General features: G+C 66.9%; 21 protein-coding genes. 14 read left to right on the forward strand and 7 right to left on the reverse strand.

Annotation, left to right across the window (positions count from 1 at the left end):
* Positions 1 to 31 precede the first annotated feature (31 nt).
* The 9 genes from AC5Y3P_RS14115 (at position 32) to AC5Y3P_RS14155 (ending at position 11,583) form a co-directional block, all read left to right on the forward strand.
* Positions 32 to 1,885: a flavin-containing monooxygenase gene (locus AC5Y3P_RS14115; protein ID WP_500046533.1), complete on the forward strand. Its 1,854-nt coding sequence runs from the start codon at positions 32 to 34 to the stop codon at positions 1,883 to 1,885.
* On the forward strand, positions 1,878 to 2,816 hold the full coding sequence (locus AC5Y3P_RS14120) for an SDR family NAD(P)-dependent oxidoreductase (RefSeq protein WP_500046534.1): 939 nt from the start codon (positions 1,878 to 1,880) through the stop codon (positions 2,814 to 2,816). The genes AC5Y3P_RS14115 and AC5Y3P_RS14120 overlap by 8 nt, the downstream gene beginning before the upstream one ends.
* Positions 2,809 to 3,999 (forward strand): CaiB/BaiF CoA transferase family protein, encoded by a 1,191-nt coding sequence (locus AC5Y3P_RS14125; RefSeq protein WP_500046535.1) that lies wholly within the window; start codon positions 2,809 to 2,811, stop codon positions 3,997 to 3,999. The genes AC5Y3P_RS14120 and AC5Y3P_RS14125 overlap by 8 nt, the downstream gene beginning before the upstream one ends.
* A gap of 8 nt (positions 4,000 to 4,007) precedes the next feature.
* Positions 4,008 to 5,186 carry an acyl-CoA dehydrogenase family protein gene (locus AC5Y3P_RS14130; protein WP_500046536.1) on the forward strand — a complete coding sequence of 393 codons (1,179 nt, stop codon included), beginning with the start codon at positions 4,008 to 4,010 and terminating at the stop codon, positions 5,184 to 5,186.
* A 5-nt stretch (positions 5,187 to 5,191) separates the two neighbouring features.
* On the forward strand, positions 5,192 to 6,124 hold the full coding sequence (locus tag AC5Y3P_RS14135; RefSeq protein WP_500046649.1) for an acyl-CoA dehydrogenase family protein: 933 nt from the start codon (positions 5,192 to 5,194) through the stop codon (positions 6,122 to 6,124).
* Complete coding sequence (locus AC5Y3P_RS14140) at positions 6,121 to 7,299, forward strand: acyl-CoA dehydrogenase family protein (RefSeq protein WP_500046537.1); 1,179 nt, start codon at positions 6,121 to 6,123, stop codon at positions 7,297 to 7,299. Before AC5Y3P_RS14135 ends, AC5Y3P_RS14140 begins: the two co-directional genes overlap by 4 nt.
* Positions 7,296 to 8,330 carry an acyl-CoA dehydrogenase family protein gene (locus AC5Y3P_RS14145; RefSeq protein WP_500046538.1) on the forward strand — a complete coding sequence of 345 codons (1,035 nt, stop codon included), beginning with the start codon at positions 7,296 to 7,298 and terminating at the stop codon, positions 8,328 to 8,330. Before AC5Y3P_RS14140 ends, AC5Y3P_RS14145 begins: the two co-directional genes overlap by 4 nt.
* Positions 8,331 to 8,404: 74 nt before the next feature.
* Entirely contained in the window at positions 8,405 to 10,120 is a 1,716-nt protein-coding gene (locus AC5Y3P_RS14150; RefSeq protein ID WP_500046539.1) for a thiamine pyrophosphate-binding protein, read from the forward strand.
* Between the two features lie 38 nt (positions 10,121 to 10,158).
* Positions 10,159 to 11,583 carry an aldehyde dehydrogenase family protein gene (locus AC5Y3P_RS14155; RefSeq protein WP_500046540.1) on the forward strand — a complete coding sequence of 475 codons (1,425 nt, stop codon included), beginning with the start codon at positions 10,159 to 10,161 and terminating at the stop codon, positions 11,581 to 11,583.
* 100 nt (positions 11,584 to 11,683) lie between these two features.
* Here the strand turns inward: AC5Y3P_RS14155 and AC5Y3P_RS14160 are convergent, their stop codons facing one another.
* Entirely contained in the window at positions 11,684 to 12,430 is a 747-nt protein-coding gene (locus AC5Y3P_RS14160) for a glucose 1-dehydrogenase (RefSeq protein WP_500046541.1), read from the reverse strand.
* Between the two features lie 103 nt (positions 12,431 to 12,533).
* Between AC5Y3P_RS14160 and AC5Y3P_RS14165 the strand changes: the two genes are divergently transcribed.
* The 3 genes from AC5Y3P_RS14165 (at position 12,534) to AC5Y3P_RS14175 (ending at position 15,377) form a co-directional block, all read left to right on the forward strand.
* A complete protein-coding gene (locus tag AC5Y3P_RS14165; protein WP_500046542.1) occupies positions 12,534 to 13,652 on the forward strand; it encodes an NAD(P)H-dependent amine dehydrogenase family protein in 1,119 nt (372 codons plus the stop codon).
* Positions 13,653 to 13,663: 11 nt separating this feature from the next.
* Complete coding sequence (locus AC5Y3P_RS14170) at positions 13,664 to 14,977, forward strand: MFS transporter (protein WP_500046543.1); 1,314 nt, start codon at positions 13,664 to 13,666, stop codon at positions 14,975 to 14,977.
* Between the two features lie 103 nt (positions 14,978 to 15,080).
* Positions 15,081 to 15,377 (forward strand): DUF1330 domain-containing protein, encoded by a 297-nt coding sequence (locus AC5Y3P_RS14175; RefSeq protein ID WP_500046544.1) that lies wholly within the window; start codon positions 15,081 to 15,083, stop codon positions 15,375 to 15,377.
* A gap of 67 nt (positions 15,378 to 15,444) precedes the next feature.
* Here AC5Y3P_RS14175 and AC5Y3P_RS14180 read toward each other — a convergent pair whose 3' ends face one another.
* Complete coding sequence (locus AC5Y3P_RS14180; protein ID WP_500046545.1) at positions 15,445 to 16,038, reverse strand: TetR/AcrR family transcriptional regulator; 594 nt, start codon at positions 16,036 to 16,038, stop codon at positions 15,445 to 15,447.
* 152 nt (positions 16,039 to 16,190) lie between these two features.
* Here AC5Y3P_RS14180 and AC5Y3P_RS14185 point away from each other — a divergent pair, with 152 nt between their 5' ends.
* Together AC5Y3P_RS14185 and AC5Y3P_RS14190 are read left to right on the forward strand one after the other, a co-directional pair.
* Positions 16,191 to 17,474 carry a cytochrome P450 gene (locus AC5Y3P_RS14185; protein ID WP_500046546.1) on the forward strand — a complete coding sequence of 428 codons (1,284 nt, stop codon included), beginning with the start codon at positions 16,191 to 16,193 and terminating at the stop codon, positions 17,472 to 17,474.
* Positions 17,471 to 17,659 (forward strand): ferredoxin, encoded by a 189-nt coding sequence (locus AC5Y3P_RS14190; RefSeq protein ID WP_500046547.1) that lies wholly within the window; start codon positions 17,471 to 17,473, stop codon positions 17,657 to 17,659. The genes AC5Y3P_RS14185 and AC5Y3P_RS14190 overlap by 4 nt, the downstream gene beginning before the upstream one ends.
* A gap of 6 nt (positions 17,660 to 17,665) precedes the next feature.
* On the opposite strand, the gene AC5Y3P_RS14195 is transcribed toward AC5Y3P_RS14190, so the two are convergent.
* From AC5Y3P_RS14195 to AC5Y3P_RS14215, 5 genes are all read right to left on the reverse strand, one after another.
* A complete protein-coding gene (locus AC5Y3P_RS14195; RefSeq protein ID WP_500046548.1) occupies positions 17,666 to 19,861 on the reverse strand; it encodes an elongation factor G-like protein EF-G2 in 2,196 nt (731 codons plus the stop codon).
* A gap of 93 nt (positions 19,862 to 19,954) precedes the next feature.
* Positions 19,955 to 20,284, reverse strand: coding sequence for a hypothetical protein (locus AC5Y3P_RS14200; RefSeq protein ID WP_500046549.1), 330 nt, complete (start codon positions 20,282 to 20,284; stop codon positions 19,955 to 19,957).
* A gap of 47 nt (positions 20,285 to 20,331) precedes the next feature.
* Entirely contained in the window at positions 20,332 to 21,036 is a 705-nt protein-coding gene (locus tag AC5Y3P_RS14205) for an LpqN/LpqT family lipoprotein (protein ID WP_500046550.1), read from the reverse strand.
* Positions 21,037 to 21,178: 142 nt separating this feature from the next.
* On the reverse strand, positions 21,179 to 21,931 hold the full coding sequence (locus AC5Y3P_RS14210; RefSeq protein WP_500046551.1) for a L,D-transpeptidase: 753 nt from the start codon (positions 21,929 to 21,931) through the stop codon (positions 21,179 to 21,181).
* Between the two features lie 200 nt (positions 21,932 to 22,131).
* Positions 22,132 to 23,163 carry a magnesium transporter CorA family protein gene (locus AC5Y3P_RS14215; RefSeq protein WP_500046552.1) on the reverse strand — a complete coding sequence of 344 codons (1,032 nt, stop codon included), beginning with the start codon at positions 23,161 to 23,163 and terminating at the stop codon, positions 22,132 to 22,134.
* Between the last annotated feature and the right edge of the window lie 172 nt (positions 23,164 to 23,335).

Here is a 23,335-nt window from a genome sequence, read left to right on the forward strand (position 1 = left end):
AACGCACCGAAATCACCGAAGAAGGAGACGCATGACCGCCGAGACCACCGCCTGCGGGCCCACCGAGGTACCGCAGGACATCGACATCGCCGCGCTGCGCGAGAAGTACGCCCACGAGCGGACCAAGCGCCTGCGCGTGGAGGGCTCCAAGCAGTACATCGAAACCTCGAACCAGTTCGCCGGTTTCGCCGAGGAGGATCCGCACACGCCGTTCGTCGAACGCGATGTCATCGACATAGACACCGACGTGGCGGTGCTCGGCGGTGGGTTCGCCGGCCTGCTGGCCGGCGCGCATCTCAAGCGCGCAGGTGTCGACGACGTCCGGATCATCGAGCAGGGCGGCGACTTCGGCGGCGTATGGTACTGGAACCGCTACCCGGGCATCCAGTGCGACAACGAGTCCTACTGCTACATCCCGCTGTTGGAAGAGCTGGACTTCATGCCCAGCAAGAAGTTCGCCGACGGCGCCGAGATCTACCAGCACTGCCGCAACATCGGCAAGCACTACGGGCTGTACGACGGCGCCATCTTCTCCACCCAGGTCCGCGACCTGAAGTGGGACGAGTCCATCAAGCGGTGGCGGGTCAGCACCAATCGCGGCGACGACATCCGGGCCCGGTTCGTGGTCCTGGGCTCCGGTCCGTTCAACCGGCCCAAGCTGCCGGGCATCCCGGGCATCGGCGACTTCAAGGGACACATGTTCCATTCGTCGCGCTGGGACTACGACTACACCGGCGGTGACTCGACCGGCGGCATGGACAAGCTGGCCGACAAGAAGGTCGCGCTGATCGGGACCGGGGCCACCGGGGTGCAGTTGGTGCCGCACCTGGGCCGAGACGCCGGGCACCTGTTCGTCGTCCAGCGCACGCCGTCGACCGTCGACGAGCGCAACAACCAGCCCACCGACCCGGAATGGGTCAAGTCGCTGCAGCCCGGCTGGCAAAAGGAGCGGCAGCGCAACTTCCACGCCTGGACCTTCGAAGGCATGGCGCTGGGCCAACCGGACCTGGTGTGCGACTTCTGGACCGAGCTGGGACGCAACACCGCCGCGCGGGTGTTGGCCCTGCCGGACCCGGCCTCGATGACCCCCGAGCAGTTCGTCGGGATCCGCGAGGAAGAGGACTACAAGATCATGGAGCGGCTGCGCCGCCGCATCGAAGAGCTGGTCGACGATCCCGAGACCGCCGAGAAGCTCAAGCCGTACTACCGATTCCTGTGCAAGCGGCCGTGTTCCAACGACGACTACCTGGACACCTTCAACCGGGACAACGTCACGCTGGTCGACGTATCGGAGTCCAAGGGTGTAGAGCGGATCACCGAGAAGGGCTTCGTCGCCGGCGGCAAGGAATACCAGGTCGACTGCATCATCTTCGCCAGCGGCTTCGAGATCACCACCGAGATCAGCCGCCGCTACGCCATCGAGGCGATCACCGGCCGCGACGGGGTGTCGCTCTATGACCACTGGGCCGACGGCTACAAGACGTTGCACGGTATGACCAGCGTGGGCTTCCCGAACCAGTTCTTCACCGGCTTCACCCAGGTGGGTATCTCGGCGAACATCTCGAGCAACTACGACCTGCAGGGTGAGCACATCGCCTACATCATCGCCGAGGCCCTCAACCGGGGTGCCACCACCGTCGAGCCCACCGAAGAGGCTCAGGCACAGTGGATTCAGACGATCAAGGACAACATGATCGACAACTCGGCGTTCGACGCCGAGTGCACCCCGGGCTACTACAACAACGAAGGCGGCGGCGGGGGCGAGGGCATCCGCTCGCACCTCGGCGAACCTTACGGCCCGGGCTTCTACGCGTTCGGGGATCTGCTCGCGGCCTGGCGGGCGGCCGGCGACCTGGACGGTTTGGTGTTGAGCACAGATGACTGAGCTTCGGTTCGACGGCCGGGTGGCCGTCGTCACCGGGGCCGGACGCGGCCTGGGCCGTGAGTACGCGCTGCTGCTGGCCGCCCGCGGCGCGCGCGTCGTCGTCAACGACGTCGGCGGCGCGCTGAGCGGGGACGGCGCCGACGGCGGCCCGGCCGCCGACGTGGTCGCCGAAATCACCGCCGCCGGTGGACAAGCGGTGGTCAGCACCGACAGCGTGGCCACCGCGGCCGGCGGCCGCGCGATCATCGACACCGCGGTCGAGCACTTCGGCCGGATCGACGTGCTGGTGCACAACGCCGGCAACGTGCGGCGCGCACCGTTGGCCCAGATGAGCGCGGCGGACTTCGACGCCGTGCTCGACGTGCACCTGCGCGGCGGATTCCACGTGCTGCAGCCGGCGTTCGCGCGGATGGTCGAGGCCGGTTACGGCCGGATCGTGCTGACCTCCTCGATCGGCGGGCTCTACGGCAACCACGAGGTGGCCAACTACGCCGCGGCCAAGTCCGGCATCCTGGGGTTGTCCAACGTCGCAGCGCTGGAGGGCGCGGCGGCAAACGTCCGCTCCAACGTGATCGTGCCGGCCGCGGTGACCCGGATGGCCGAGGGCATCGACACCTCGGCCTACCCGCCGATGGGTGCCGAACTGGTGGCACCCGCAGTCGGCTGGCTGTGCCATGAAAGCTGTTCGGTCACCGGCGAAGTCCTGATCGCGCTGGCCGGCCGGGTGGCGCGGGCCTACCTCGCCGAAACCGCCGGGGTGTACCAGCCGGCGTGGACCATCGACGACGTCGGCGCGCGGATCGAGCAGATACGCGCGGCCGAACCGCCGGTGGTGTTCCCGGTGGTCCCGGACGGGCATGCCGAGCACATCAAGTACAGCTTCGGTATGGCCGCGCGCGCCCGGAGCGAACAAGGAGCGACCCATGGGTAAGGAAGGGCCACTGCACGATATCCGGGTCGTCGACCTGACCGCGATGGTGATGGGCCCGTACTGCACGCAGATCATGGCGGACATGGGCGCCGACGTGATCAAGATCGAACCGCCCGCCGGTGACAACACTCGCTTCATCTCGGTCGGCCCGGCCCCCGGGATGAGCGGGGTGTTCGTCAACGTCAACCGCGGAAAGCGCAGCGCGGTACTGGATCTGCGCTCAGACGAAGGCAAGTCCGCGCTGCGGTCGCTGATCGAGAGCGCCGACGTATTCATCCACTCGATGCGTTCCAAGGCGATCGCCAAACTCGGTTTCGGCTACGACGACGTCGCCGCCGTCAAACCCGACATCGTCTACACCAACTGCTACGGCTACAGCCGCCGCGGCCCGGAAGCCGACCGGCCGGCCTACGACGACACCATCCAGGCCGAGTGCGGATTACCGGCGGTGCAGCAGCAACTCACCGGTGAGAGCAGCTACGTCGGCACCATCATGGCCGACAAGGTGGCCGGTCTGACCGCGCTGTACGCCACCATGATGGCGCTGTTCCACCGGGCCAGAACCGGTGAGGGACAAGAGGTCGAGGTGTCGATGTTCGAGACCATGGCCTCGTTCATGTTGGTCGAACACGCCAACGGCGCGATGTTCGATCCGCCGCTGGGACCCGCGGTGTATCCGCGCACGGTCGCCCCGAACCGGCGGCCGTACGCCACCAAGGACGGTCAGATCGCGGCGCTGATCTACAACGACAAGCACTGGAACGCCTTCGTCGACGCGGTCAAACCGGCGTGGAACAGTGAGCTGTACGCCACGCTGGAACGGCGCGCCCGCCAGATCGACACCGTGTACGGATTGCTGGCCGAGACGCTGCGCGAGCGCACCACCGACGAATGGCTGACCCTGTTCCGGGAACTCGAGATCCCGGCGGCACCGATCCACACCCCGGACGCATTGTTCGACGACCCACACCTGAACGCCGTCGGGTTGTTCGAGACCGTGCAGTCCCCGCACGGCCCGGTGCGCTTTCCCGGTGTGCCGACCTGGTTCTCCCGGACACCAGGCCAGGTGCGCGGCTACGCGCCCGAGCTCGGCGCCGACACCGCCGACGTGTTGGCCGAGGTCGGCCTGACCGAGCCGGGACGAGACCAAACCGGAGCCGAACCCGCACTGGGATCGGGATAGGGGAGAGCGTGCAATTCGAGATGGGCCAGCGCGCCGACGAGCTGCGCAACGACTTGCGGACACTGGTGAAAGAGCAAGTGCCCGAGCATTATCTGGGCGCTTTCACCGACGATCCGGCTGACCTGGAGATCGCCCAGAGCTTCTGCCGGACGCTGGCCGAGCGCAACCTGCTGTGCCTGGCCTGGCCCGCCGAGTTCGGTGGTGGCGACGCGTCGGTGTGGGAGCAGACCGTGGTCCGCGAGGAAATGTGGGCGCACCACGAACCGCGCGGCGCCCAGTACATGGGCGTGAACTGGGTCGGGCCGATCATCATGCGGCACGGCACCGAAGCCCAACAGCGCGAGCACCTGCCGCCGATCGCGAACGGTGAAGTCATCTGGTGCCAAGGTTTTTCCGAACCGGAGGCCGGTTCGGACCTGGCGTCGCTGCGCACCTTCGCGCGTCCGGACGGTGACGGCTGGCTGGTCAGTGGACAGAAGATCTGGACCTCCTACGCCACCATGGCGCAGTGGTGTTTCCTGCTGGCTCGCACCACCAAGGTGGGCGAAGGCGGGGTGGCCAAGAAGCAGCAGGGTCTGACCATCTTTCTGGTTCCGATGGACGATCCGGCGATCACCGTGCGGCCGATCCGCACCATGATGGGTCCGCACCACCTCAATGAGGTGTTCTTCGACAACCTGCGGGTGACCCGCGCCGACGTGCTGGGCAATGTCGACGACGGTTGGTCGATCGTGCAGGACGTGATGTCCTTCGAGCGGGTCGGCATCGCCCGATACGCCCGCTGCGAACGGCTTTTGGCGGCCGCACCCGAAGTCCTCGGAGACCGCTGGGAGCAACTGCCCGACGAGTTGCGTGCCCGTTGGATCCGGATGCTCACGCACTGCCGGCGGGCCCGACTGTTGGCCTACCGGGTGGTGGAACTGCAAAACAGCGGACAGATCAAACCTGGAGACGCCGCCGCATACCGGATCGCGGTGACCAAGCTGGACCAGGACAGCGCCGAAGTGCTGACCGACATCGCGGCCGAGGTGCGCCCGGATGATCCGCGCGCGGCCTGGTTCCTCGGTGAGGTCGAGGACCACTGGCGCTACTCGCAGGCCTCCACCGTCTCGTCGGGCAGTGTCGAGATGCAGCGCATCCTGCTGTCCCGTGCCCTGTTGGCCCAAGCTGGATCGGGGACCAAGTGAGCGACATGATTCTCGACCTCGGTGCGGACGCCAAAGAGTATGGCCGCCAGGCACTTCGCGCGTTCGAATCGGCCGGCGGTGACCAGCTGGTGCAGCAGGCTGAGGCCAAACCGGAACTGCGCGAGACGCTGGCCGGACCGGTGCTGGCCGAACTGGGCGCCTGGGAGCTCGATCCGCGCAACGACGCCGACGGACTGGAAGCCGCGGCGGCGCTGAGCCGCAGCGCCGGCTATTGGGCGCTGCCCTACCCGGTGGCCGAACGGTTGGCCGCACCGACCGACCTGGACGTCGACGGTCTGGTGGTGGTCGCCGACAACCGGCCGACAGCGGCCCTGGCCGGGCTGGAAACCCGCTGGGCTGCAGTCACACTGGACGGCAACCGCAGTACGGTGACCGGCCGCGGTGCGACCGGTACCGCGTTCGCCACCGAACTGGAGTTGAGCGCCCTCGACGCCGACGGACAGGGCGACCTGGCGCTGGCGCTGGTGCTGCCGATCTGGACGCTGCTCGGCATGCTGGACCGCGCCCTCGAGCTCACCATTGCGCACGTCAGCCTGCGCAAGCAGTTCGGGCAGACGCTGTCCTCATTCCAGGGCGTGCAGTTCCAGCTCACCGACGCCGAGGTGGAACGCAGCGGGGTGGACATCCTGGCCAAGTACGCGCTGTGGAGCATCGCCACCAACCGCCCAGAGGTCATCGACGACGCGCTTTCGTTGCGGCTGGCCGCACTGGAAGCCGCCGAGGTGGTATTCCGGGTCTGCCACCAGTTGCACGGCGCGGTCGGGTTCTGCGACGAGACGACCTTGTCCTGGCTGTCGCGGTTCAGCCTGCCGTTGCGCCGACTGCCGTTCGGGCTGTCCGCCACCCGGGATCGGTTGACCCGCACCGTCGGTCGGCGCGGCCTGACCGGACCGTTCAGTCAGGCCGATACCGCATGACCGACAACCTCGAGGAGTTCCGCGCCGAGGTGCGCGGCTGGTGTCGTGAACACATCCCGTCGGATTGGCGTGCCCGCCAAACCGGGGTCAGTGAAGCCGATTTCGTGGCATTCCAGAAATGGTGGTTCGCCGAGCTGCACAGCGCGGGTTACGCGGTTCCGCACTGGCCGGCCGAGTGGGGTGGCGGGATGTCGGTCCCCGAGCAGGTGGTGCTCTATCAAGAGCTGGCCGCGCACGACGCGCCCCGACTGGTGTTGGCCTTCGTCGGGATCCACCACGCCGCGTCCACCCTGCTGGTGGCCGGCACCGAGGAACAGCGGCGCCGCCACCTGCCGGCCATCCTGGACGGCGAGATCTGGGTGCAGGGCTTCTCCGAACCGGAAGCCGGCTCCGATCTGGCCGGTCTGCGCACCACGGCCCGCAAGGTCGGCGACGGTGATCAGGCGCACTTCGTGGTCAACGGGCAGAAGCTCTGGGCCAGCGGCGGTGCGCACGCCGACTGGTGCCTGCTGTTGGCCCGCACCGACCCGGATGCGCCCAAACGCAAGGGCATTTCCTATTTCCTGCTGGACATGACGACGCCGGGGATCGACGTGCGACCGATCCGCAACGCGATCGGTGACTCGCACTTCTGCGAGATCTTCCTCAACGACGTGCAGATCCCGGCGGCAAACCTGGTGGGTGCCCAGAACGCCGGTTGGCAGGTGGCGCAAGCCACGCTGGGCGCCGAACGCGGTATGACCATGCTGGAGCTGGCCGAACGGTTGGGTAATGCCGGCTTCTCCTGGCTGGTGCAGTCGGCCCCGTTGCAGGACTCGATCGTCGCAGATCGGCTGGCGGGTTTCGAGATCGAACTCACCGCGCTGCGCGGGATGTGCCGAGATCTGGTGCAAGCCAATGAAGTCGGCACGGCGGGCCCGGCTGATGCGTCGATCGTCAAGCTGTACTACAGCGAACTGCTGCAGCGGATGACCGACTTCGCCACCGAGATCGGTGGTCTGGCCGTGCACACCGAACTGGCCAAACCGATGTCCAGCGGCTGGGAGTCCGGTGCCTGGATGCTGGACTTCATCGGCTCCTGGGAGTGGACCATTCCCGGTGGCGCGAGCGAGATTCAGCGCACCATCATCGGCGAACGCGGCCTGGGGCTGCCCCGAGAACCGAGCAACGCATGACCGGCAAGAGCTCGGAATTCGCCGAGTTTCACGAAGAGCTGCGTTCGGTGGCCGGCGACGTGCTGGCCAAGGACGGCGCGGTGGAGTGGTCGGTGCTCGCCGACGCCGGCTGGACCGGCTTGGAGATCGGCGAGGAACACGGCGGTGCCGGTGCCACCTTCGCCGAGACCGCGATCGTGTGCCAGGAGATCGGCAAGGCCGCCGCCAGTACCGGCTACCTGGGCGCGGTGCTGGCCACCGGCGCGCTCGAAGCGTTGGCGCCCAACCCGATTCGGGATCAGCTGCTCAGTGCGCTGGCCGCCGGAGAGCAGCGTGCGGCGCTGGTGCTGGATGGCTTCCGGATCGAAGACGGCCACCTGACCGGTAGCGCCCAGTTCGTGCCCGACGCGGTAGGCGCCGACCGGTTGTTGATCGTCGCCGAGGGCGTCGAGCACACCCCGGTGCTGGTCGACACTGCCGGTCTGAGTGTCACGACCCAACCGGTACTCGACGAGTCCCGGCAGGTGGCCACCGTGCTGGCAGATGCTGTGCCGGTACCGGATTCGGCGATCCTGGCGTTCCTCGGCGATCCGCGGGCAGCCGCGGCCACCCTGGCCGACCGAGCTGCGGTGGCGATCGCCTGCGACAGCCTCGGTGTGGCCGAGGCGATGTTGGCCGCGACGGTGTCGTATGTGAAAGTCCGCGAACAGTTCGGCCGCCCGATCGGTTCCTTCCAGGCGGTCAAACACGCCTGCGCCGACATGTCGGTGGCGATCGCGGTGTCGCGCCAACTGGTCGACACCGCGGTGGCGGCGCTCGTCGAGCCGGCGCCCGCCGAGCAGATCAGCGTCGCGGCGTCGATGGCCAAGGCGCACGTCACCGCCGCGGCTGTCGAGATCGCTGGCAAGGCAATGCAATTGCACGGCGGTATCGGCTACACCTGGGAAAGCGGAATCCACGTCTACCTGAAACGCGCGGCGTTCAACCGTTCCTGGTTCGGTTCGCCGACCGCACACCGACAACGCCTCGCGGCCCGCTACCGAACCACCTGACCCGACCACCACGCCAGACCAACCAACAACTCGAGCCGACCAACGACCAGCCAGAAATCAAGGAGTCATCAGACATGGGCGTACCCGTATACAAGCGCATCCTCGACCTGTTCGAGGCCGAGGGCATCAACACGCTGTTCGGCATCCCGGACCCGAACTTCGTGCACATGTTCCAGGAGGCCGAGGCCCGCGGCTGGTCGGTGGTCGCGCCGCACCACGAGCTGTCCGCCGGGTTCATGGCCGAAGCCGCCTCCCGGATGACCGGCAAGCCCGGGCTGTGCATCGGCACGCTGGGCCCGGGCGTGGCCAACATCGCCGGCGCGATGATGTGCGCGCTGGTGGAGAACTCACCGGTGATCTTCCTGGGTGGTCAGCGCGCGCGGATCACCGAGCGCCGGGTGCGGCGCGGCCGGATCCAGTTCGTGCAGCAGGAGGGTCTGTTCGCGCCGTCGGTGAAGTACAGCTCGTCGATCGAGTACGCCGACCAGACCGACGAGATCGTGCACGAGGCGCTGCGCAAGGCGATGTCGGGCACGCCGGGCCCGGCCTACATCGAGTTCCCGTCGCACGTGATCCTCGAAGAGCTCGACGTCGACGCCGCGCCGCCGCCGTCGGCCTACCGGCTGGTGAACCAGGGCGCCGGCGGCCGTGAGGTGACCGAGGCCGTCGAGCTGATCCGCAACGCCAAGAGCCCGATCCTGCTGGTCGGTCACGGCGTGCACACCTCCCGGACCCAGCAGCAGGTCAAGGAGCTGGCCGAGCTGATGGCCTGCCCGGTGATCCAGACCTCCGGCGGCACGTCGTACATCCCGGGCCTTCAGGACCGCACCTTCCCGTACCTGTTCTCGCCGGCCGCCAACGAGGCCGTCGAGGGCTCCGATCTGTGCGTGGCGTTGGGCACCGAGCTCGGTGAGCCCATGCACTACGGCCGCACCCAGCACTGGGCTGACGGTAACGCCACCCGCAAGTGGATCTACGTCGAGCAGGATCCGACCGCGATCGGGGTGAACCGGCCGATGGACGTGGCTCTGGTCGGTGATCTGCGCGGGGTGGTGCCCCAGCTGGTCGACGCGCTGCGTGACACCCCGCGCCAGCCCGCCCCGAACCTGGATGCCCTGATCAAGGCCGACGCGGCCGAGCTGGCCCGGGTCGCCGAGGAGGCCCCGAGCGGACGCACGCCGGTGCACCCGGCCCGCTACGTGGTGGAGTCCACCAAGGCGTTCAACGAGTACGCCAAGGACGGCATCCTGGTGCGCGACGGCGGCGCCACCGTGATCTTCCAGTGGACCTACTCGCAGGCCAAGCCGCGCGACGTGATCTGGAACCAGAACTTCGGACACCTGGGCACCGGCCTGCCGTACGCGGTGGGCGCCTCGGTGGCCGAGGGCCGTAAGCGTCCGGTGATGCTACTGACCAGTGACTCGGCGTTCCTGTTCCACATCGCCGAGCTCGAGACCGCGGCGCGCGAGGGACTGCCGCTGGTGTGCGTGGTGGGCGTGGACCACCAGTGGGGTCTGGAAGTGGGCGTGTACAAGCGCACGTTCGAGCAGCCCTCGCCGCAGCCCGGCGTGCACTGGAGCAAGGACGTCCGGATGGACAAGATCGCCGAGGGCTTCGGCTGCCACGGCGAATACGTCGAGAAGGAAGACGAGATCGGGCCGGCGATCGGGCGGGCCTTCGCCAGCGGAAAGACCGCGGTCGTGCACGTCTGCATCGACCCGACGGCCAACTCCGAGGAGATGCCCAAGTACGACCGGTTCCGCACCTGGTATGCAGAAGGTACCCAGTAGGACAGGTCACCGGATCGGTCAACAGAAAAGGCAAGCGCATGCGTGAATATTTGAAGTTCTACATCGACGGCCAGTGGGTCGACCCGGTCGAGCTGAAGACCCTGGACGTCGACAACCCGACCACCGAGCAGGTCGCCGGCCGGATCGCGCTGGGGTCGGCCGCCGACGTCGACAAGGCCGTGCAGGCTGCCCGCAAGGCGTTCGCCACCTGGTCGCAGACCAGCCGCGAGGAACGCCTGGACGTGCTGCAGGCCATCCTCGCCGAGTACCAGAAGCGCTCGGCCGATCTCGGTGACGCGGTGCACGAAGAGATGGGTGCCCCGCCGGCGCTGGCCGGCGGCACCCAGGTGTTCCTCGGGCTGGGCCACCTGAACACCGCGATCGACACGCTGAAGAACTTCTCCTTCGAGGAGCAGCACGGCGAGACCCGGGTGGTCAAGGAGCCGATCGGGGTGTGCGGTCTGATCACGCCGTGGAACTGGCCGATCAACCAGATCGCCTGCAAGGTGTTCCCGGCGCTGGCCACCGGTTGCACCATGGTTCTCAAGCCCTCGGAGGTGGCGCCGTATTCGGGACAGGTGTTCACCGAAATCATCGACGCCGCAGGGGTTCCGCACGGCGTGTACAACATGGTGTTCGGTGACGGGCCGGGAGTGGGCAGCGCGCTGTCCGGCCATCCCGACATCGACATGGTGTCGTTCACCGGTTCCACCCGGGCCGGCATCGAGGTGGCCCGCACCGCCGCACCGACGGTCAAGCGGGTTACCCAGGAACTCGGCGGCAAGAGCCCGAACATCGTGCTCGACGACGACAAGTTCGCCGAGAGCGTGACCGCGGGGGTGGCGGTGATGATGTCCAACAGCGGGCAGAGCTGCAACGCGCCGTCGCGCATGCTGGTGCCCAGCTCACGGATGGCTGAAGCCGCCGCGGTGGCCAAGGCGGTGATCGACGGCGTGACGGTCGGCGACCTGGAAGACAAGAAGGCCATCGGTCCGGTGGCCTCGGGGGTGCAGTTCGAGAAGATCCAGGGTCTGATCCAGTCCGGCATCGACGAGGGCGCAACCGTCGTCGCCGGTGGCACTGGGCGTCCGGACGGTCTGGACACCGGCTACTACGTCAAGCCCACGGTGTTCGCCGATGTCCGCAACGAGATGAAGATCGCCCGCGAGGAGATCTTCGGGCCGGTGCTGTGCATCCTCGGTTACGACGACCTGGATCAGGCCATCGAGATCGCCAACGACACCGAATATGGTCTGGCCGGCTATGTTTCAGGTGCCGATCAGGAACAGGCGCGTGCGCTGGCCCGCCGGATCCGGGCCGGTTCGGTGGCGATCAACCACGGCTTCGACCTGAACGCACCGTTCGGCGGCTACAAGCGCAGCGGTAACGGCCGGGAGTGGGGCTTCCTCGGGTTCGAGGACTTCCTGGAGACCAAGGCCGTGCTGGGACACGGCGCCGCCTAGGGTTCCCAGCCGCTCGTTCAGTCCCATCATCGAGATAGCGCCCAGGTAGCGGTTGTGCGAGTGCAGCCCTACCTCGGCTCTATCTGAATGCCGGGGTGGGCTAAAAGATGTTGTCCTTGTGGTTGACGTCGGTGACCAGGCCGCCGTCCACCACGAACTCCGCGCCGGTGCTGAACGACGACTCGTCGCTGATCAGGAACACCACGAACGACGCCACCTCCTCGGGCTGGCCGGGCCGGCCCAGCGGTGCGGTCACCATGTCGTCCGGAAAGTGCTCGGTCATCGGTGTCTTGATGAACCCGGGATGTATTGAGTTCACCCGAATGTTGTGGTGTCCCAACTCGAGTGCCGCGGACTTGGCCAGCCCGCGGACCGCCCACTTCGAGGCCACGTACGGGTGCACCATGGGCGCGCCGCGCAGGCCTTCGATGGACGAGATGTTGATGATCGACCCGCTCTTGGCGGCCTTCATCTGACCCACCACGGCCTGCATGCCCAGGAAGGTGCCGGTCAGGTTGACGTCGATCACCTGCTGCCACTGGGTCATGTCGAAGCTACCGATCTTGCCCAGCGCCACGATTCCGGCGTTGTTCACCAGACCGGTCAAGCCGCCGAAGGATTCGACTGCGGTGGCCACTGCGGCCTCCCACTGATCGGGTTGGGTGACATCGAGGTGCACATAGCGGGCCGCCTCACCGAGCTCGGTGGCCAGCGCGTGGCCGGCGTCGTCGAGGATGTCGCCGATCACCACCTGGGCGCCCTCGGCCACCAGTGCGCGGGCAAAGCCGGCGCCCATACCCCGTGCGCCGCCGCTGATCACAACCACCTTGCCGGTCACTCGTCCCATGGGGCGTGACGCTAACCGGATCGGAACGAAAGAACAAGAACCTGTTCCCATTTCGTCCTGCACCGCGCATACTTCTGCAGACCACGACGCCAGGGAGGCAAGTATGACCATTCGTGTCGCGCTCTTCGGGACCGGCAACTGCGGCAGTTTGGCGCTGGTTCAACTGATCGAAGATCCGCGGTTCGAGTTGGTCGCCGTCGGCACCTCGACCGACGAAAAGGTCGGTACCGACGCGGCGGTGTTCGCCGGGTTGGCCGCCGAAACCGGCGTCACCGCCACCAAGGGCCTGGACGCGATCCTGGCCGCCAAACCCGACTGCCTGGTGTACTGCGCGATGGGCGACACCCGGCCGGTGCAGGCCACCGCAGACGTCAGCGCTGCGCTGGCGGCCGGCATCAACGTGGTCGGGTCCGCGCCCGGTGGTCTGCAGTTCCCCTGGGGTGTGCTGCCGGACAAGGCCATCCAGCGCGTCGAAGACGCTGCTCGGCAGGGTAATTCGAGCGTCTTCATCACCGGGGTGGACCCGGGGTTCAGCACTGATCTGGTGCCGTTCGCACTCGCCGGCACCTGTCAGCGCATCGAGCAGATCCGCACCATGGAGATCGCCGACTACGCCAGTTACGACGGCACCGAGGTGATGTCGGTGGTGATGGGTTTCGGCAACCCGGTGGACCAACCCGGTCTGTTGTTCCTGCCCGGCGTGCTCACCGCGGCCTGGGGCACCGCGATCCGCATGCTCGCCGCGGGGTTGGGCATCGAGATCGACGAGATCACCGAGCACTACGAACTGGAACCGGCACCGGAAGACATCGAGGTCGCCACCGGTGTGATCGCCAAGGGCACGGTGGCGGCCATGCGGTTCCAGATCACCGGCGTGGTGGACGGCAGAGCGGCCGTGGTGGTCGAGCATGTCACCCGGGTGCGCCCGGATCTGCGGCCGGACTGGGCTCAGCCCGCGCAGCCGGGTGGGTCCTACCGCGTCGAGATCACCGGAGAGCCTTCCTATGCCGTCGACATCTGCCCCACCAGCAGTCGCGGTGACCACAACTACGCCGCGATCCTGATCGGGGCCGGCCGCATCGTGAACGCCATCCCCGATGTCGTCGCCGCGCCGCCGGGGATTCGCACCCCCTTGGACCTGCCGTTGGTCACCGGCAACGGTGTCTACCGGCCCAGCGCCGGGCAACTTCTCGACAGTTCGGGGTCACCAGCCGCGTTGTAAACTGCGTTCTCATGACGCGAGAAGGTCACTTCCTGGAGGCTGTGCCGGAACCGGCCGCGCCGCCGTTGCGTCGGGTGATCACCGGTGCGTCGATCGGCAATGCGGTCGAGTGGTTCGACTTCGCGATCTACGGCTTCCTGGCCACCTACATCGCGTCGGCGTTCTTCCCGGCCGGCAACGACACTGCCGCGCTGCTGAACACCTTCGCGATCTTCGCGGCGGCCTTCTTCACCCGACCATTGGGCGGCTTCTTCTTCGGCCCACTCGGTGACCGGATCGGCCGGCACCGGGTGTTGGCCCTGGTGATCCTGGTGATGTCGGCGGCCACCTTCGGGATCGGTCTGCTGCCCAGCTATGACGCCATCGGGCTGGCGGCGCCGATCGCGCTGCTGGTGCTGCGCTGTCTGCAGGGCTTCTCGGCCGGCGGCGAATATGGCGGCGGCGCAGTCTATCTCGCCGAGTATGCCGAGGACCGGACCCGCGGTCGGACCATCTCGTTCATGGTGTGGTCGGGCATCGTGGGATTCCTGCTGGGCTCGTTCACGGTGATGGCGCTGCAGACCGGGTTGCCGGACGGGGCCATGGAGAGTTACGGCTGGCGCATCCCGTTCCTGATCGCCGGCCCGCTGGGCCTGGTCGGCCTGTACATCCGGCTGCGCCTGGACGACACCCCGGAGTTCAAGGAACTCAGCGCGACCGACAATGTCGCCGAGTCCCCGCTACGGGAGGCGGTGGTGGGATCCTGGCGTCAAATCCTCACGGTCATCGGGCTATTCGTGGTGTTCAACGTCGGCTACTACGTGGTGTTTGCCTACCTGCCGACCTACTTCATCAAGACGCTGAACTTCGGGGCCGATGCTGCGTTCCAGTCCAGCACCATCGCGTGTCTGGTGGCGATCATCGTGGTGCTGCCGCTGGCCGCGCTGTCCGACCGGGTGGGTCGGCGCCCGTTGCTGATCGCCGGCTCGGTGGGTTTCGTGATCTTCGGTTATCCGCTGTTCCTACTGCTCAATTCGGGATCGTTGACCGCGGCGATCATCGCGCATGTCGGCCTGGCGCTGATCGAATGCGTCTACATCTCGGTGGCGGTGTCGGCCGGCGTCGAGTTGTTCGCCACCCGGGTGCGCTACAGCGGATTCGCGGTGGGCTACAACCTGTGCGTCGCGGTGTTCGGCGGCACCACGCCGTACATGGTGACCTGGCTGACCGCGACTACCGGTGACCCGATTTCGCCCGCCTATTACTTGGTTGTGGCGGCGATCATTTCGTTCGTCACCGTGCTGACGGTCCGGGAGACGGCGAGGCGGCCGCTGGTGACCAGCTGACCGCCCCGTGCGCCCTGGCTTGCGCGAATGAGCCGTCGTCTGCGAATGTCTATCTCTGAAACGGAGAGCGGGGTTCTCACCCCGCGGATCGAGGAGAACGAGCATGGCCGAGCCCAAGGGCTACGTGATCATCACCGAGCACATCAACGACCCGGAAGGCATGAAGGCCTACGCCCAAGAGGCCGGCAAGGCGATGAGCAGCGCCAAGATCCTGGCCGTGGACACCAAGGCCGAGGTGGTCGAGGGCACCTGGCACGGCCACCAGACCGTGGTGCTCGAGTTCGAGACCGTGCAGGCCGCGCGCGACTGGTACAACTCCGAGCAGTACCAGAAGGCCGCCAAGCTGCGCCAGGCTGCCGCCGACTGCAACGGCGTGATCCTCACCGGCTTCCCGCAGTAGCGGCCGGACGCATTCAGTTGGACAACAGGTAGCCGCTCACTCGCAGTTCGGCTACCTGATGTCCAACTCAACGTGGGGTGCGTAATCCCAGTGTCCGTCGCGCAGTTTCGACCAGCTGGCGGTGTAACTCGGCGCGGTCCGCTGCCGGGTAGCTAGCGCCGGACGCACCGGCCAGCCCGGCCAGCACGAACGCGGCCTTGACCTGTCCGCCCGGTCCGGGCGAGACATCGGCCAGCAGCGCCAACTGACGCTCGACCAGCGCGCCCCACTCGCTACGTGAGCGCACCATTTCGCCGACGGCCGGGTCGCTGGCAAGCACGGCAACCACCCGGTTGTCCACCGCCAGTGTGGTGAAACCGTTGAGCATGTGATCGGCGCGGGCATGCGCACCGCGCAGCGCCTCGGCCTCCGTGATCACGGCGCCGAGTTGCTCGAGAAACGGTGCGACGACGGCGTCGAGCAACTGCTCGCGGGTCCGGAAGTGGTGGTAGATCGCGGCTTTGGTGAAGCCGAGTTCATCGGCGATCATCTGCAGCGAGGTGCCCGCGAAGCTGTACCGGGTGAACAGCTTGATCGCCACGTCGATCAGTCGCTGCCGGGTGTCCGGGCGGGCGGCGTTGAGTCCGGCCGATGCCCCGATCGCGTCGGTGCCGGTGCTCATCTGCCCGCCTCTCGCCGAATCCGGGTTTCCTGCAGGCGTGTATTGCCCCAGTCCCTTTACGATCGTATAGTAGCGACCTAGTCGATCGTAAAGGAAACGATGCGTTCGACGACCCGGACCAGCCCCCCGGACGAAACGGATTTCGATAACCCATGACCGAGCTCGACAAACTCGACTTCTTCACCGATCAAACCCTGGTCGCCGACCCGTACCCGTACATGCACGCCATGCGCGAAGGCTGCCCGGTGCGCCGCGAACCGCACCAGAACGTGCTGGTGGTCACCGGCTACGACGAAGCCGTGGCGGTGTTCTCCGACTCCGACACGTTCTCGTCGTGCACCGCGGTCACCGGGCCGTTCCCGGGTTTCCCGGTGCCGATCGAAGGGCAGGCCGACGACGTCAGCGACCTGATCGAGCAGTACCGCGAGGACCTGCCGTTCAGCGACCAGGTGACCGTGATGGATCCGCCCAAGCACACCGAACACCGCGCCTTGCTGATGGGCCTGATCACCCCGAAGCGGCTCAAGGAGAACGAAGAGTTCATGTGGCGGCACGCCGACGCCTACCTGGAGCCGCTGCTTTCGGCCGGCGGCGGTGACTACATCCAGGAGTTTGCGGTCCCGTTCACGCTGGCGATCATCGCCGATCTGCTCGGTGTGCCCGAGGCCGACCGTCCCGAGTTCTCCCGGCACATGAACCACCGGGCCGGCGGCATCGGCGGCACCGACAACTCCACCATGTCGCACAGCCCGCTGGAGTACCTGTACGAGAAGTTCTCCGAATACATCAGCGACCGCCGGGCTAACCCGCAGGACGACGCCCTGACCGAGATGGCCGCCGCGAAGTTCCCGGACGGGTCCACTCCTGAGGTGATGGACGTGGTGCGGATCGCGGCCAATCTCTACACCGCCGGCCAGGAGACCACGGTCCGGTTGATCAGCACCGCACTCAAGCTGATCGCCGAGGATCCGGAGCTGCAGCAACGACTGCGCACCGAACCCGACCGTGTCCCGAACTTCATCGAGGAATGTCTGCGTTTCGAAAGCCCGGTCAAGGGTGACTTCCGACTTGCCAAGCGGGCCACCGAGGTCGGCGGCGTCGAGGTGCCGGCCGGGGCCACCGTGATGGTGATGAACGGGGCCGCCAACCGCGATCCCAAGCAGTTCGAGGATCCCGACGTGCTCGACATCGCGCGGGCCAACGCGCGCCGGCACATCGCCTTCGGCCGCGGTGTGCACAGCTGCCCGGGCGCACCCTTGGCCCGCGCCGAGGCCAGGGTCAGTATCGAGCGGATCCTGGAGCGCACCAAGGACATTCGACTCTCGGAACAGCACCACGGCCCCGAAGGCGCGCGCCGGTTCAACTACGTGCCGACCTTCATCCTGCGCGGCCTGACCGAGCTGCAGCTCGAGGTCACTCCGGCGGAGTCGCGATGAAGGTCAGCGTCAACGACGGTCTGTGTCGCGGTCACGGTGTGTGCGTGGCCGTGTGCCCCGAGGTGTTCACCCTGACCGACTGGGGCTACGCCGAGGCAATCGAGGACGACGTGCCCGCGGAGTTCGAACCGGCTGTGGCAGAAGCCATCGAGTCCTGTCCGGAGCACGCCATCACCGAGGTGTAGGCGCGTTCACTCCCGCCGCAGCCGGGCTGCCGCGGTTTCGGGCATTGCCTCGTAGCGCGCAAAATTGCGGCTGAACGTGGCCGCGCCGTGCGACAGGGACCGCAGGTCGATCGCGTACCGGATGAGTTCGACCTGCGGCACCTCGGCGCGCACCTCGGTGTAGCCGTCCTCGCCGGTATCGGTGCCGAGCACCCGGCCCCGCCGACTGGACAGATCGCTCATCACCGGGCCCACCAACTCGTCGGGGATCTGGATCTGGACGCTGTCGACGGGTTCGAGCAAGCTGACCTGACTGGTCGCGGCGGCATCCCGCAGTGCCAGTGCGCCGGCCATCTGGAACGCGAAATCCGACGAATCCACGCTGTGCGCCTTGCCGTCGAGCAACGTCACCTTGATGTCGACCACGGGATAGCCGGCCAGCACGCCCTTGTCCATTTGCGCCCGGACCCCCTTGGCGACGCTCGGAATGAACTGGCGCGGCACCGCGCCACCGACCACCTTGTCGACGAACTCGAATCCGGCACCCTCGGGTAGCGGTTCCACCTCGATGTCACAGACCGCGTACTGGCCGTGTCCGCCGGATTGTTTGACGTGCCGGCCGTGTCCCTTGGCTGCCCGGGCATACGTTTCGCGCAGCGGAACCTTCAGCTCCACCGTGTCGACGCTGACCCCGTACCGGTTGGTCAGCGCGCCGAGTGCGACGCCGGCATGCGCCTCACCCATGCACCACAGCACGATCTGATGGGTTTCCGGGTTCTGTTCGATCCGCAGGGTGGGATCTTCGGCGGCCAACCGGGCCAGCGCGGTCCCCAGCTTGTCCTCGTCGGTCTTTGCGTGTGCTGCGATCGCTATGGGCAGCAACGGATCCGGCAGTTTCCACGGCCGCAACACCAGCGGATCGTCCTTGTCCGACAAGGTGTCCCCGGTCTCGGCGCGGCTGAGCCGGCCGATCGCGCACAGATCACCGGCCGGCACACTCGAGGCCGGCCGGTGCTGCTTGCCCAGCGGGAAGGACAGCGATCCGATGCGTTCGTCCTCGTCGTGGTCCGGGTGCGCGGTGTGCGGGTGCGCGGGATCGGCGGGGGTGTGGGTGAACGCCGAAAAATGGCCCGACACGTGCACTGTCGTGTCGGGCCTGATGGTGCCGGCGAACACCCGCACCAAACTCAACCGGCCGACGTAGGGATCCGAGGTGGTCTTGACCACCTCGGCCAGCAAGGGGGCGTCGGGACCGCGGGAAAGGCCTTGTCTGGCAACGCCGTCGGGGGTGAACACGTCGGGCAGCGGATGTTCGTCGGGGCCGGGGAACCCCCGGGCGATGCCGTCGAGCAACTCATCGCTGCCCACCCCGGTCTGCGCACAGACCGGCAGCACCGGAAAGAACGACCCGCGCGCGACTGCTTTCTCCAGGTCGGCGATCAGCACGGCCTCATCGAGCTGCTCCCCGCCGAGGTAGCGTTCCATCAAGGTCTCGTCCTCGGATTCCTCGATGATGCCCTCGAGCAGCGGGCCGCGCAGCTCATCGCAGCGTTCGGCCTCGGCCGGTGTTGGCTCCGAACTGGTCCTGGTGCCGTCGTCGGCGTAGTGCCACTTGGTCGCGGTGAGCAGGCCGATCAGGCTGTTCGGGCCTCGGACCGGCTCCGCATCGGTCGGCAGGTACAGCGGTAATACCTTGTCCCCGAATGCTTGTTGTGCGGCCGACAGGGTGGATTGGTAGTCGGCGCGGGGGTGATCGAGCTTGCTGATCAGCACGGCGCGCGGCATCCCGACCTCGGCGCATTCGCGCCACAGTGCGCGGGTCGGTGCGTCGATGTCCTCATTGGCCGCGATCACGAACAACGCGCAGTCCGCGGCGCGCAGCCCGGCCCGCAGTTCGCCGACGAAGTCGGCATAGCCCGGGGTGTCGATCAAGTTGATCTTGACCTCGGCGCCGGTGGCCGAATTCCGGTAGGGCAGCGACACCAACGCCAGGTTCACCGAACGCTGTTGCGCGATCTCGACGTCGTCGTAATCGGACACCGTGTTGCCGTCGGCCACCGAACCCGGACGGGTCAGCACACCGGCGGCCACCAACAGCGACTCGGTCAGCGTGGTCTTACCGGCACCGGACGGGCCCACCAGCACGACATTGCGAATGGCGCCGGGGCCGCCGCGCTTTCGCGCACCGACGGATTCTGCGGATGTGGTCGCCTTGTCAGCCATCAGCGTGTCCTCCTGGCACCGATTGTGCTCGGGCGCAGGACGGCACGCGGCGCTTTGGCCGCAGTCAGGCGACGCCTACCACCAGGACGTCGACTACCGGCCGGTGCTGGGCCAGGTGTTGCGCGGTGCGGGACCGGCCGGCGGGTAGGTCCGCAGGTTGGCGCCTGGCGTTTGAGCGTTCTGCGCGGCGCCGAGGCACTGACCGAGCCGGCCCGGGCTGCACATCACGGTGCCGCCCTGGCCCTGCGAGGTGCCGCGGTTGTTCATGTCGTCACGGTTCCAGCAGATTCCGGTGACCGGGTCGGGGTATTCGTTCGACTTGCACGGGATGGCGCCCGCCGGCACCGACATGGTGGCCGGTGCCGCGACGAACAGCCCCGCGGCGATCGCCGCGGCGGTAAGACAAGCGCGAAACCGGATCATGGTCGCTGGTTCTCCGTAACTGCCAGGCCGGGGACGGCTCGAGGTGGTCATGGCACGCTGATCTCGGCGTTGTTGTCGAGCCAATCGACCGCGTCGACGACCACCTGGCGTTCGCTTTCCAGCGCGGTGGCCTGCAACTGGAACACGAACACCGCGTCGTCCGCACCGGGCACCACGATGGTCTGCTCGCCGACCACCATGTCCTTGCCGTCGTGCTTGTAAGTGCCCTTGGCGATGATGTACTCGAAGCCCGAGACCGTGCCGCGTTCGGGCTCGGCCAGCGGCTCGAACTCGTTCAGGTCCCACAGCAGGCCCGGGGCGTACCGGAAGATCTGCTCGACGTCGACGTCGCCGACCAGCTTGCTGGCAATCGCCAACACGGTGGGCGGGTTGGCCGGATCGCTGGGCTTGTCGTAGACGATGCCGCCGTAGGCCCAATCCGGTACGTCTTCTGCCACGATCTCGCTCCAGCCCGGCGGCAGACCGAAATCGACGTCCGGGGCGGCCGGGTCATCGGGTTCGATCGGGAACTCGGCGATCTCGTTCTCGATGATGTAGTCGTGCAGCGTGGCCGCGGTGCCGTCCGGCCCCATCGGACGCTGGGTCGTCGTGGTCTCCGAGGTCGTCTCCGAAGTGGTCACCGCCGACTCGGTGGTCGCCTCGTTGCTCGCATCCTGCCCACAGCCGACCAGGGCGAAGCCCAGGGCCAGCGCCGTCACACCGGCCGCGGCCGGCACCAACACGTTCCTCATGGAATTGCGTTCTCCTCGCCATTCGGCCGGCAGGTTCGTCCCCGAGCATTCCACATCGCAGTGAACAGACCGCGGCTTCGGTGCGAAACTTCCGCACGCGTCAACGCCGCCGGTCGATCAGGCGGCTTCAGGTTTGACGACCTCAGGCCTTGACGACGACGGGGTCACCGATGCCGACCTGGTTGTAGTACCAGGCCGCGTTGTCCGGTGAGAGGTTGATGCAGCCGTGGCTGACGTTGGCGTAGCCCTGTGAGCCCACCGACCACGGCGCGGAGTGGATGTAGACGCCACCCCAGGTGATCCGCACCGCGTAGTTCACGGTCAGCTTGTAACCCTCGGGGTCACTGAGCGGAATGCCGATGGTGCGGGAATCCATCACCACCGGGTTCTCCTTACCCAGCACCGTGAAACTGCCCTGCGGGGTGGGGAACCTGGCCTTGCCCATCGATGCCGGCATGGTGCGTTGCACCACGCCGTCGATGCTCACCGTGAAGGTGTAGGACGAGATGCTGGCGACGCCGACGACGGCGGCACCGGTGTTGAAGTTCAACGGGGTGTTGCCCACCTTGTACTCGATCTGGCTGTGCGCCGGCCAGAACTCATCCGGGACGAACTGCACGGTGTCGTCGGCCAGCCACTCGTACTGCCCGGTGACTTCGGCCGGTGCGGTGATTCGGATGGACCGCTGGGCAGCCACCCGATCGGTGACCGCGCTGTCGAAGGTGACGATGACCGGATGTCCGACCCCGACGGTGCTGCCAGGTTTGGGCGCCACCTCGGCGATGGCCGGGGCGGTCGGCTGCGGGCCGGCCGCCTGGCTGACCGCTGCCGGGGTCAACAAGCTGACCGCTGCAATGCTCACGGTGACGAAGAAGTTCCGAACCACTCGCCGCACGCTGTGACCGCCCTTCTGGAAGGTGTTTGACGCCGATCGTAACGATCGGCTGACGTCATGCGGAAAGTCGCTGCTCACCGCATGTTTGTTACACGCAGGTCGGTTTTCGAGAGGTTTGCCATGCAGGGACGATAGCGCCGGGTGCCGACTCCGGCGCGCCGAATTGCGCCAGTGAGACCCGAACGTGTCCGGGTCGTCGCTCAGAGCCAGTCGCGGCGCTTGAAGACGACGTAGAGCAGCAGCGCCCCGACCACCATCAGGACGCTGCTGAACAGGAATCCGGACCACTGGCCTTCGCCCGGGTACGGCACGTTCTGCCCGTAGAAACCGGTGATCGCGGTCGGGACCGCGATGATGGCGGCCCAGCCGGTGAGCTTCTTCATGATCGTGTTGAGTCGTGCGTCCTGCAGCGACAGGTTGGTTTCGAAGATCGTGGTGATCATGTCGCGCAGTGATTCGGTCCACTCCGATACCCGCAGCACGTGGTCGGACAGGTCGATGAACAGCGGGTCGAGTTCGTGCGCGTGCGGTGCGTACTCGCTGTGATGGTGCTGGATGGCGTTGACCACTTCACGCATCGGCAGCACCACGCGGCGTAACCGCACCAGGTCTTTGCGCAGCTGGTAGGTGCGGCGCTGGATCGGCGCCATTCGCGCCGGCGGATCGAACAGGATGTCCTCGACGTCCTCGATGCAGTCGTCGAGAACCTGGACGGCCTCGAAGTGCCCGTCCACGACGACGTCGAGCAGGCCGTGCACCAGCGCGGCCACGCCGTACTCCTGCCCACCCAGCTCGTCCCAGCGCCGGGTGACCTCGCCGATGTCGAACGGCGGCGCCAGCCGAATCGTCACCAGGGCATTGGGCAGTACGAACGCCGAGATCCGATGCCTGGTCAGGATCGCCGACGCGACATCGGACTGGGTTTCGCGGACATCATCGGGTGTGGCGGCCTCTACGGCGTAGACGGTGAAGAAGGTGTGCGTGCGGTAGACGGTGGCCTTGACCCGCTCCGACGGAGCCACCGCATCCTCGACCGCCCATAGGTTGAGGCCGAGTTCGTGGGCCAATTCCTGCAGTGCCTCGTGGTCGGGGTCGTACATGTCGACCCACACCAAACAATCCGGTTCTGCGATGTACTGCGAAACCGACTCGAAATCGAAATCATCCTGCAGCACTCCGGAACGCCACGCGCGGCCGATGATCGCGCACTCGGAGCCGGTCATGAGGTCCATGAGAGCACTGAAACAGCCGGTCATCGGGCACCGACACCCTTCTCAGCGCACAATCAGCGACAGCGTGAATGTAGGTAAATGGCAAATGGCGCGGCGTGAAATTGTCGATGTGGACAACCCCACATTGACCTGCGGTACTGCGTGTCGTGCACGCCCTGGACTAGTGGATTCG

This window comes from Mycobacterium sp. NGS45 (assembly GCF_059812645.1).

What these genes read in the sequence shown, in the direction of transcription:
- AC5Y3P_RS14115 (WP_500046533.1), top strand. Translation starts at nt 32, where the DNA reads ATGACCGCCGAGACCACCGCCTGCGGGCCCACCGAGGTACCGCAGGAC.
- AC5Y3P_RS14120 (WP_500046534.1), top strand. Translation starts at nt 1,878, where the DNA reads ATGACTGAGCTTCGGTTCGACGGCCGGGTGGCCGTCGTCACCGGGGCC.
- AC5Y3P_RS14125 (WP_500046535.1), top strand. Translation starts at nt 2,809, where the DNA reads ATGGGTAAGGAAGGGCCACTGCACGATATCCGGGTCGTCGACCTGACC.
- AC5Y3P_RS14135 (WP_500046649.1), top strand. Translation starts at nt 5,192, where the DNA reads ATGATTCTCGACCTCGGTGCGGACGCCAAAGAGTATGGCCGCCAGGCA.
- AC5Y3P_RS14140 (WP_500046537.1), top strand. Translation starts at nt 6,121, where the DNA reads ATGACCGACAACCTCGAGGAGTTCCGCGCCGAGGTGCGCGGCTGGTGT.
- AC5Y3P_RS14145 (WP_500046538.1), top strand. Translation starts at nt 7,296, where the DNA reads ATGACCGGCAAGAGCTCGGAATTCGCCGAGTTTCACGAAGAGCTGCGT.
- AC5Y3P_RS14150 (WP_500046539.1), top strand. Translation starts at nt 8,405, where the DNA reads ATGGGCGTACCCGTATACAAGCGCATCCTCGACCTGTTCGAGGCCGAG.
- AC5Y3P_RS14155 (WP_500046540.1), top strand. Translation starts at nt 10,159, where the DNA reads ATGCGTGAATATTTGAAGTTCTACATCGACGGCCAGTGGGTCGACCCG.
- AC5Y3P_RS14160 (WP_500046541.1), bottom strand. Translation starts at nt 12,430, where the DNA reads ATGGGACGAGTGACCGGCAAGGTGGTTGTGATCAGCGGCGGCGCACGG.
- AC5Y3P_RS14165 (WP_500046542.1), top strand. Translation starts at nt 12,534, where the DNA reads ATGACCATTCGTGTCGCGCTCTTCGGGACCGGCAACTGCGGCAGTTTG.
- AC5Y3P_RS14170 (WP_500046543.1), top strand. Translation starts at nt 13,664, where the DNA reads ATGACGCGAGAAGGTCACTTCCTGGAGGCTGTGCCGGAACCGGCCGCG.
- AC5Y3P_RS14175 (WP_500046544.1), top strand. Translation starts at nt 15,081, where the DNA reads ATGGCCGAGCCCAAGGGCTACGTGATCATCACCGAGCACATCAACGAC.
- AC5Y3P_RS14180 (WP_500046545.1), bottom strand. Translation starts at nt 16,038, where the DNA reads ATGAGCACCGGCACCGACGCGATCGGGGCATCGGCCGGACTCAACGCC.
- AC5Y3P_RS14185 (WP_500046546.1), top strand. Translation starts at nt 16,191, where the DNA reads ATGACCGAGCTCGACAAACTCGACTTCTTCACCGATCAAACCCTGGTC.
- AC5Y3P_RS14190 (WP_500046547.1), top strand. Translation starts at nt 17,471, where the DNA reads ATGAAGGTCAGCGTCAACGACGGTCTGTGTCGCGGTCACGGTGTGTGC.
- AC5Y3P_RS14195 (WP_500046548.1), bottom strand. Translation starts at nt 19,861, where the DNA reads ATGGCTGACAAGGCGACCACATCCGCAGAATCCGTCGGTGCGCGAAAG.
- AC5Y3P_RS14200 (WP_500046549.1), bottom strand. Translation starts at nt 20,284, where the DNA reads ATGATCCGGTTTCGCGCTTGTCTTACCGCCGCGGCGATCGCCGCGGGG.
- AC5Y3P_RS14205 (WP_500046550.1), bottom strand. Translation starts at nt 21,036, where the DNA reads ATGAGGAACGTGTTGGTGCCGGCCGCGGCCGGTGTGACGGCGCTGGCC.
- AC5Y3P_RS14215 (WP_500046552.1), bottom strand. Translation starts at nt 23,163, where the DNA reads ATGGACCTCATGACCGGCTCCGAGTGCGCGATCATCGGCCGCGCGTGG.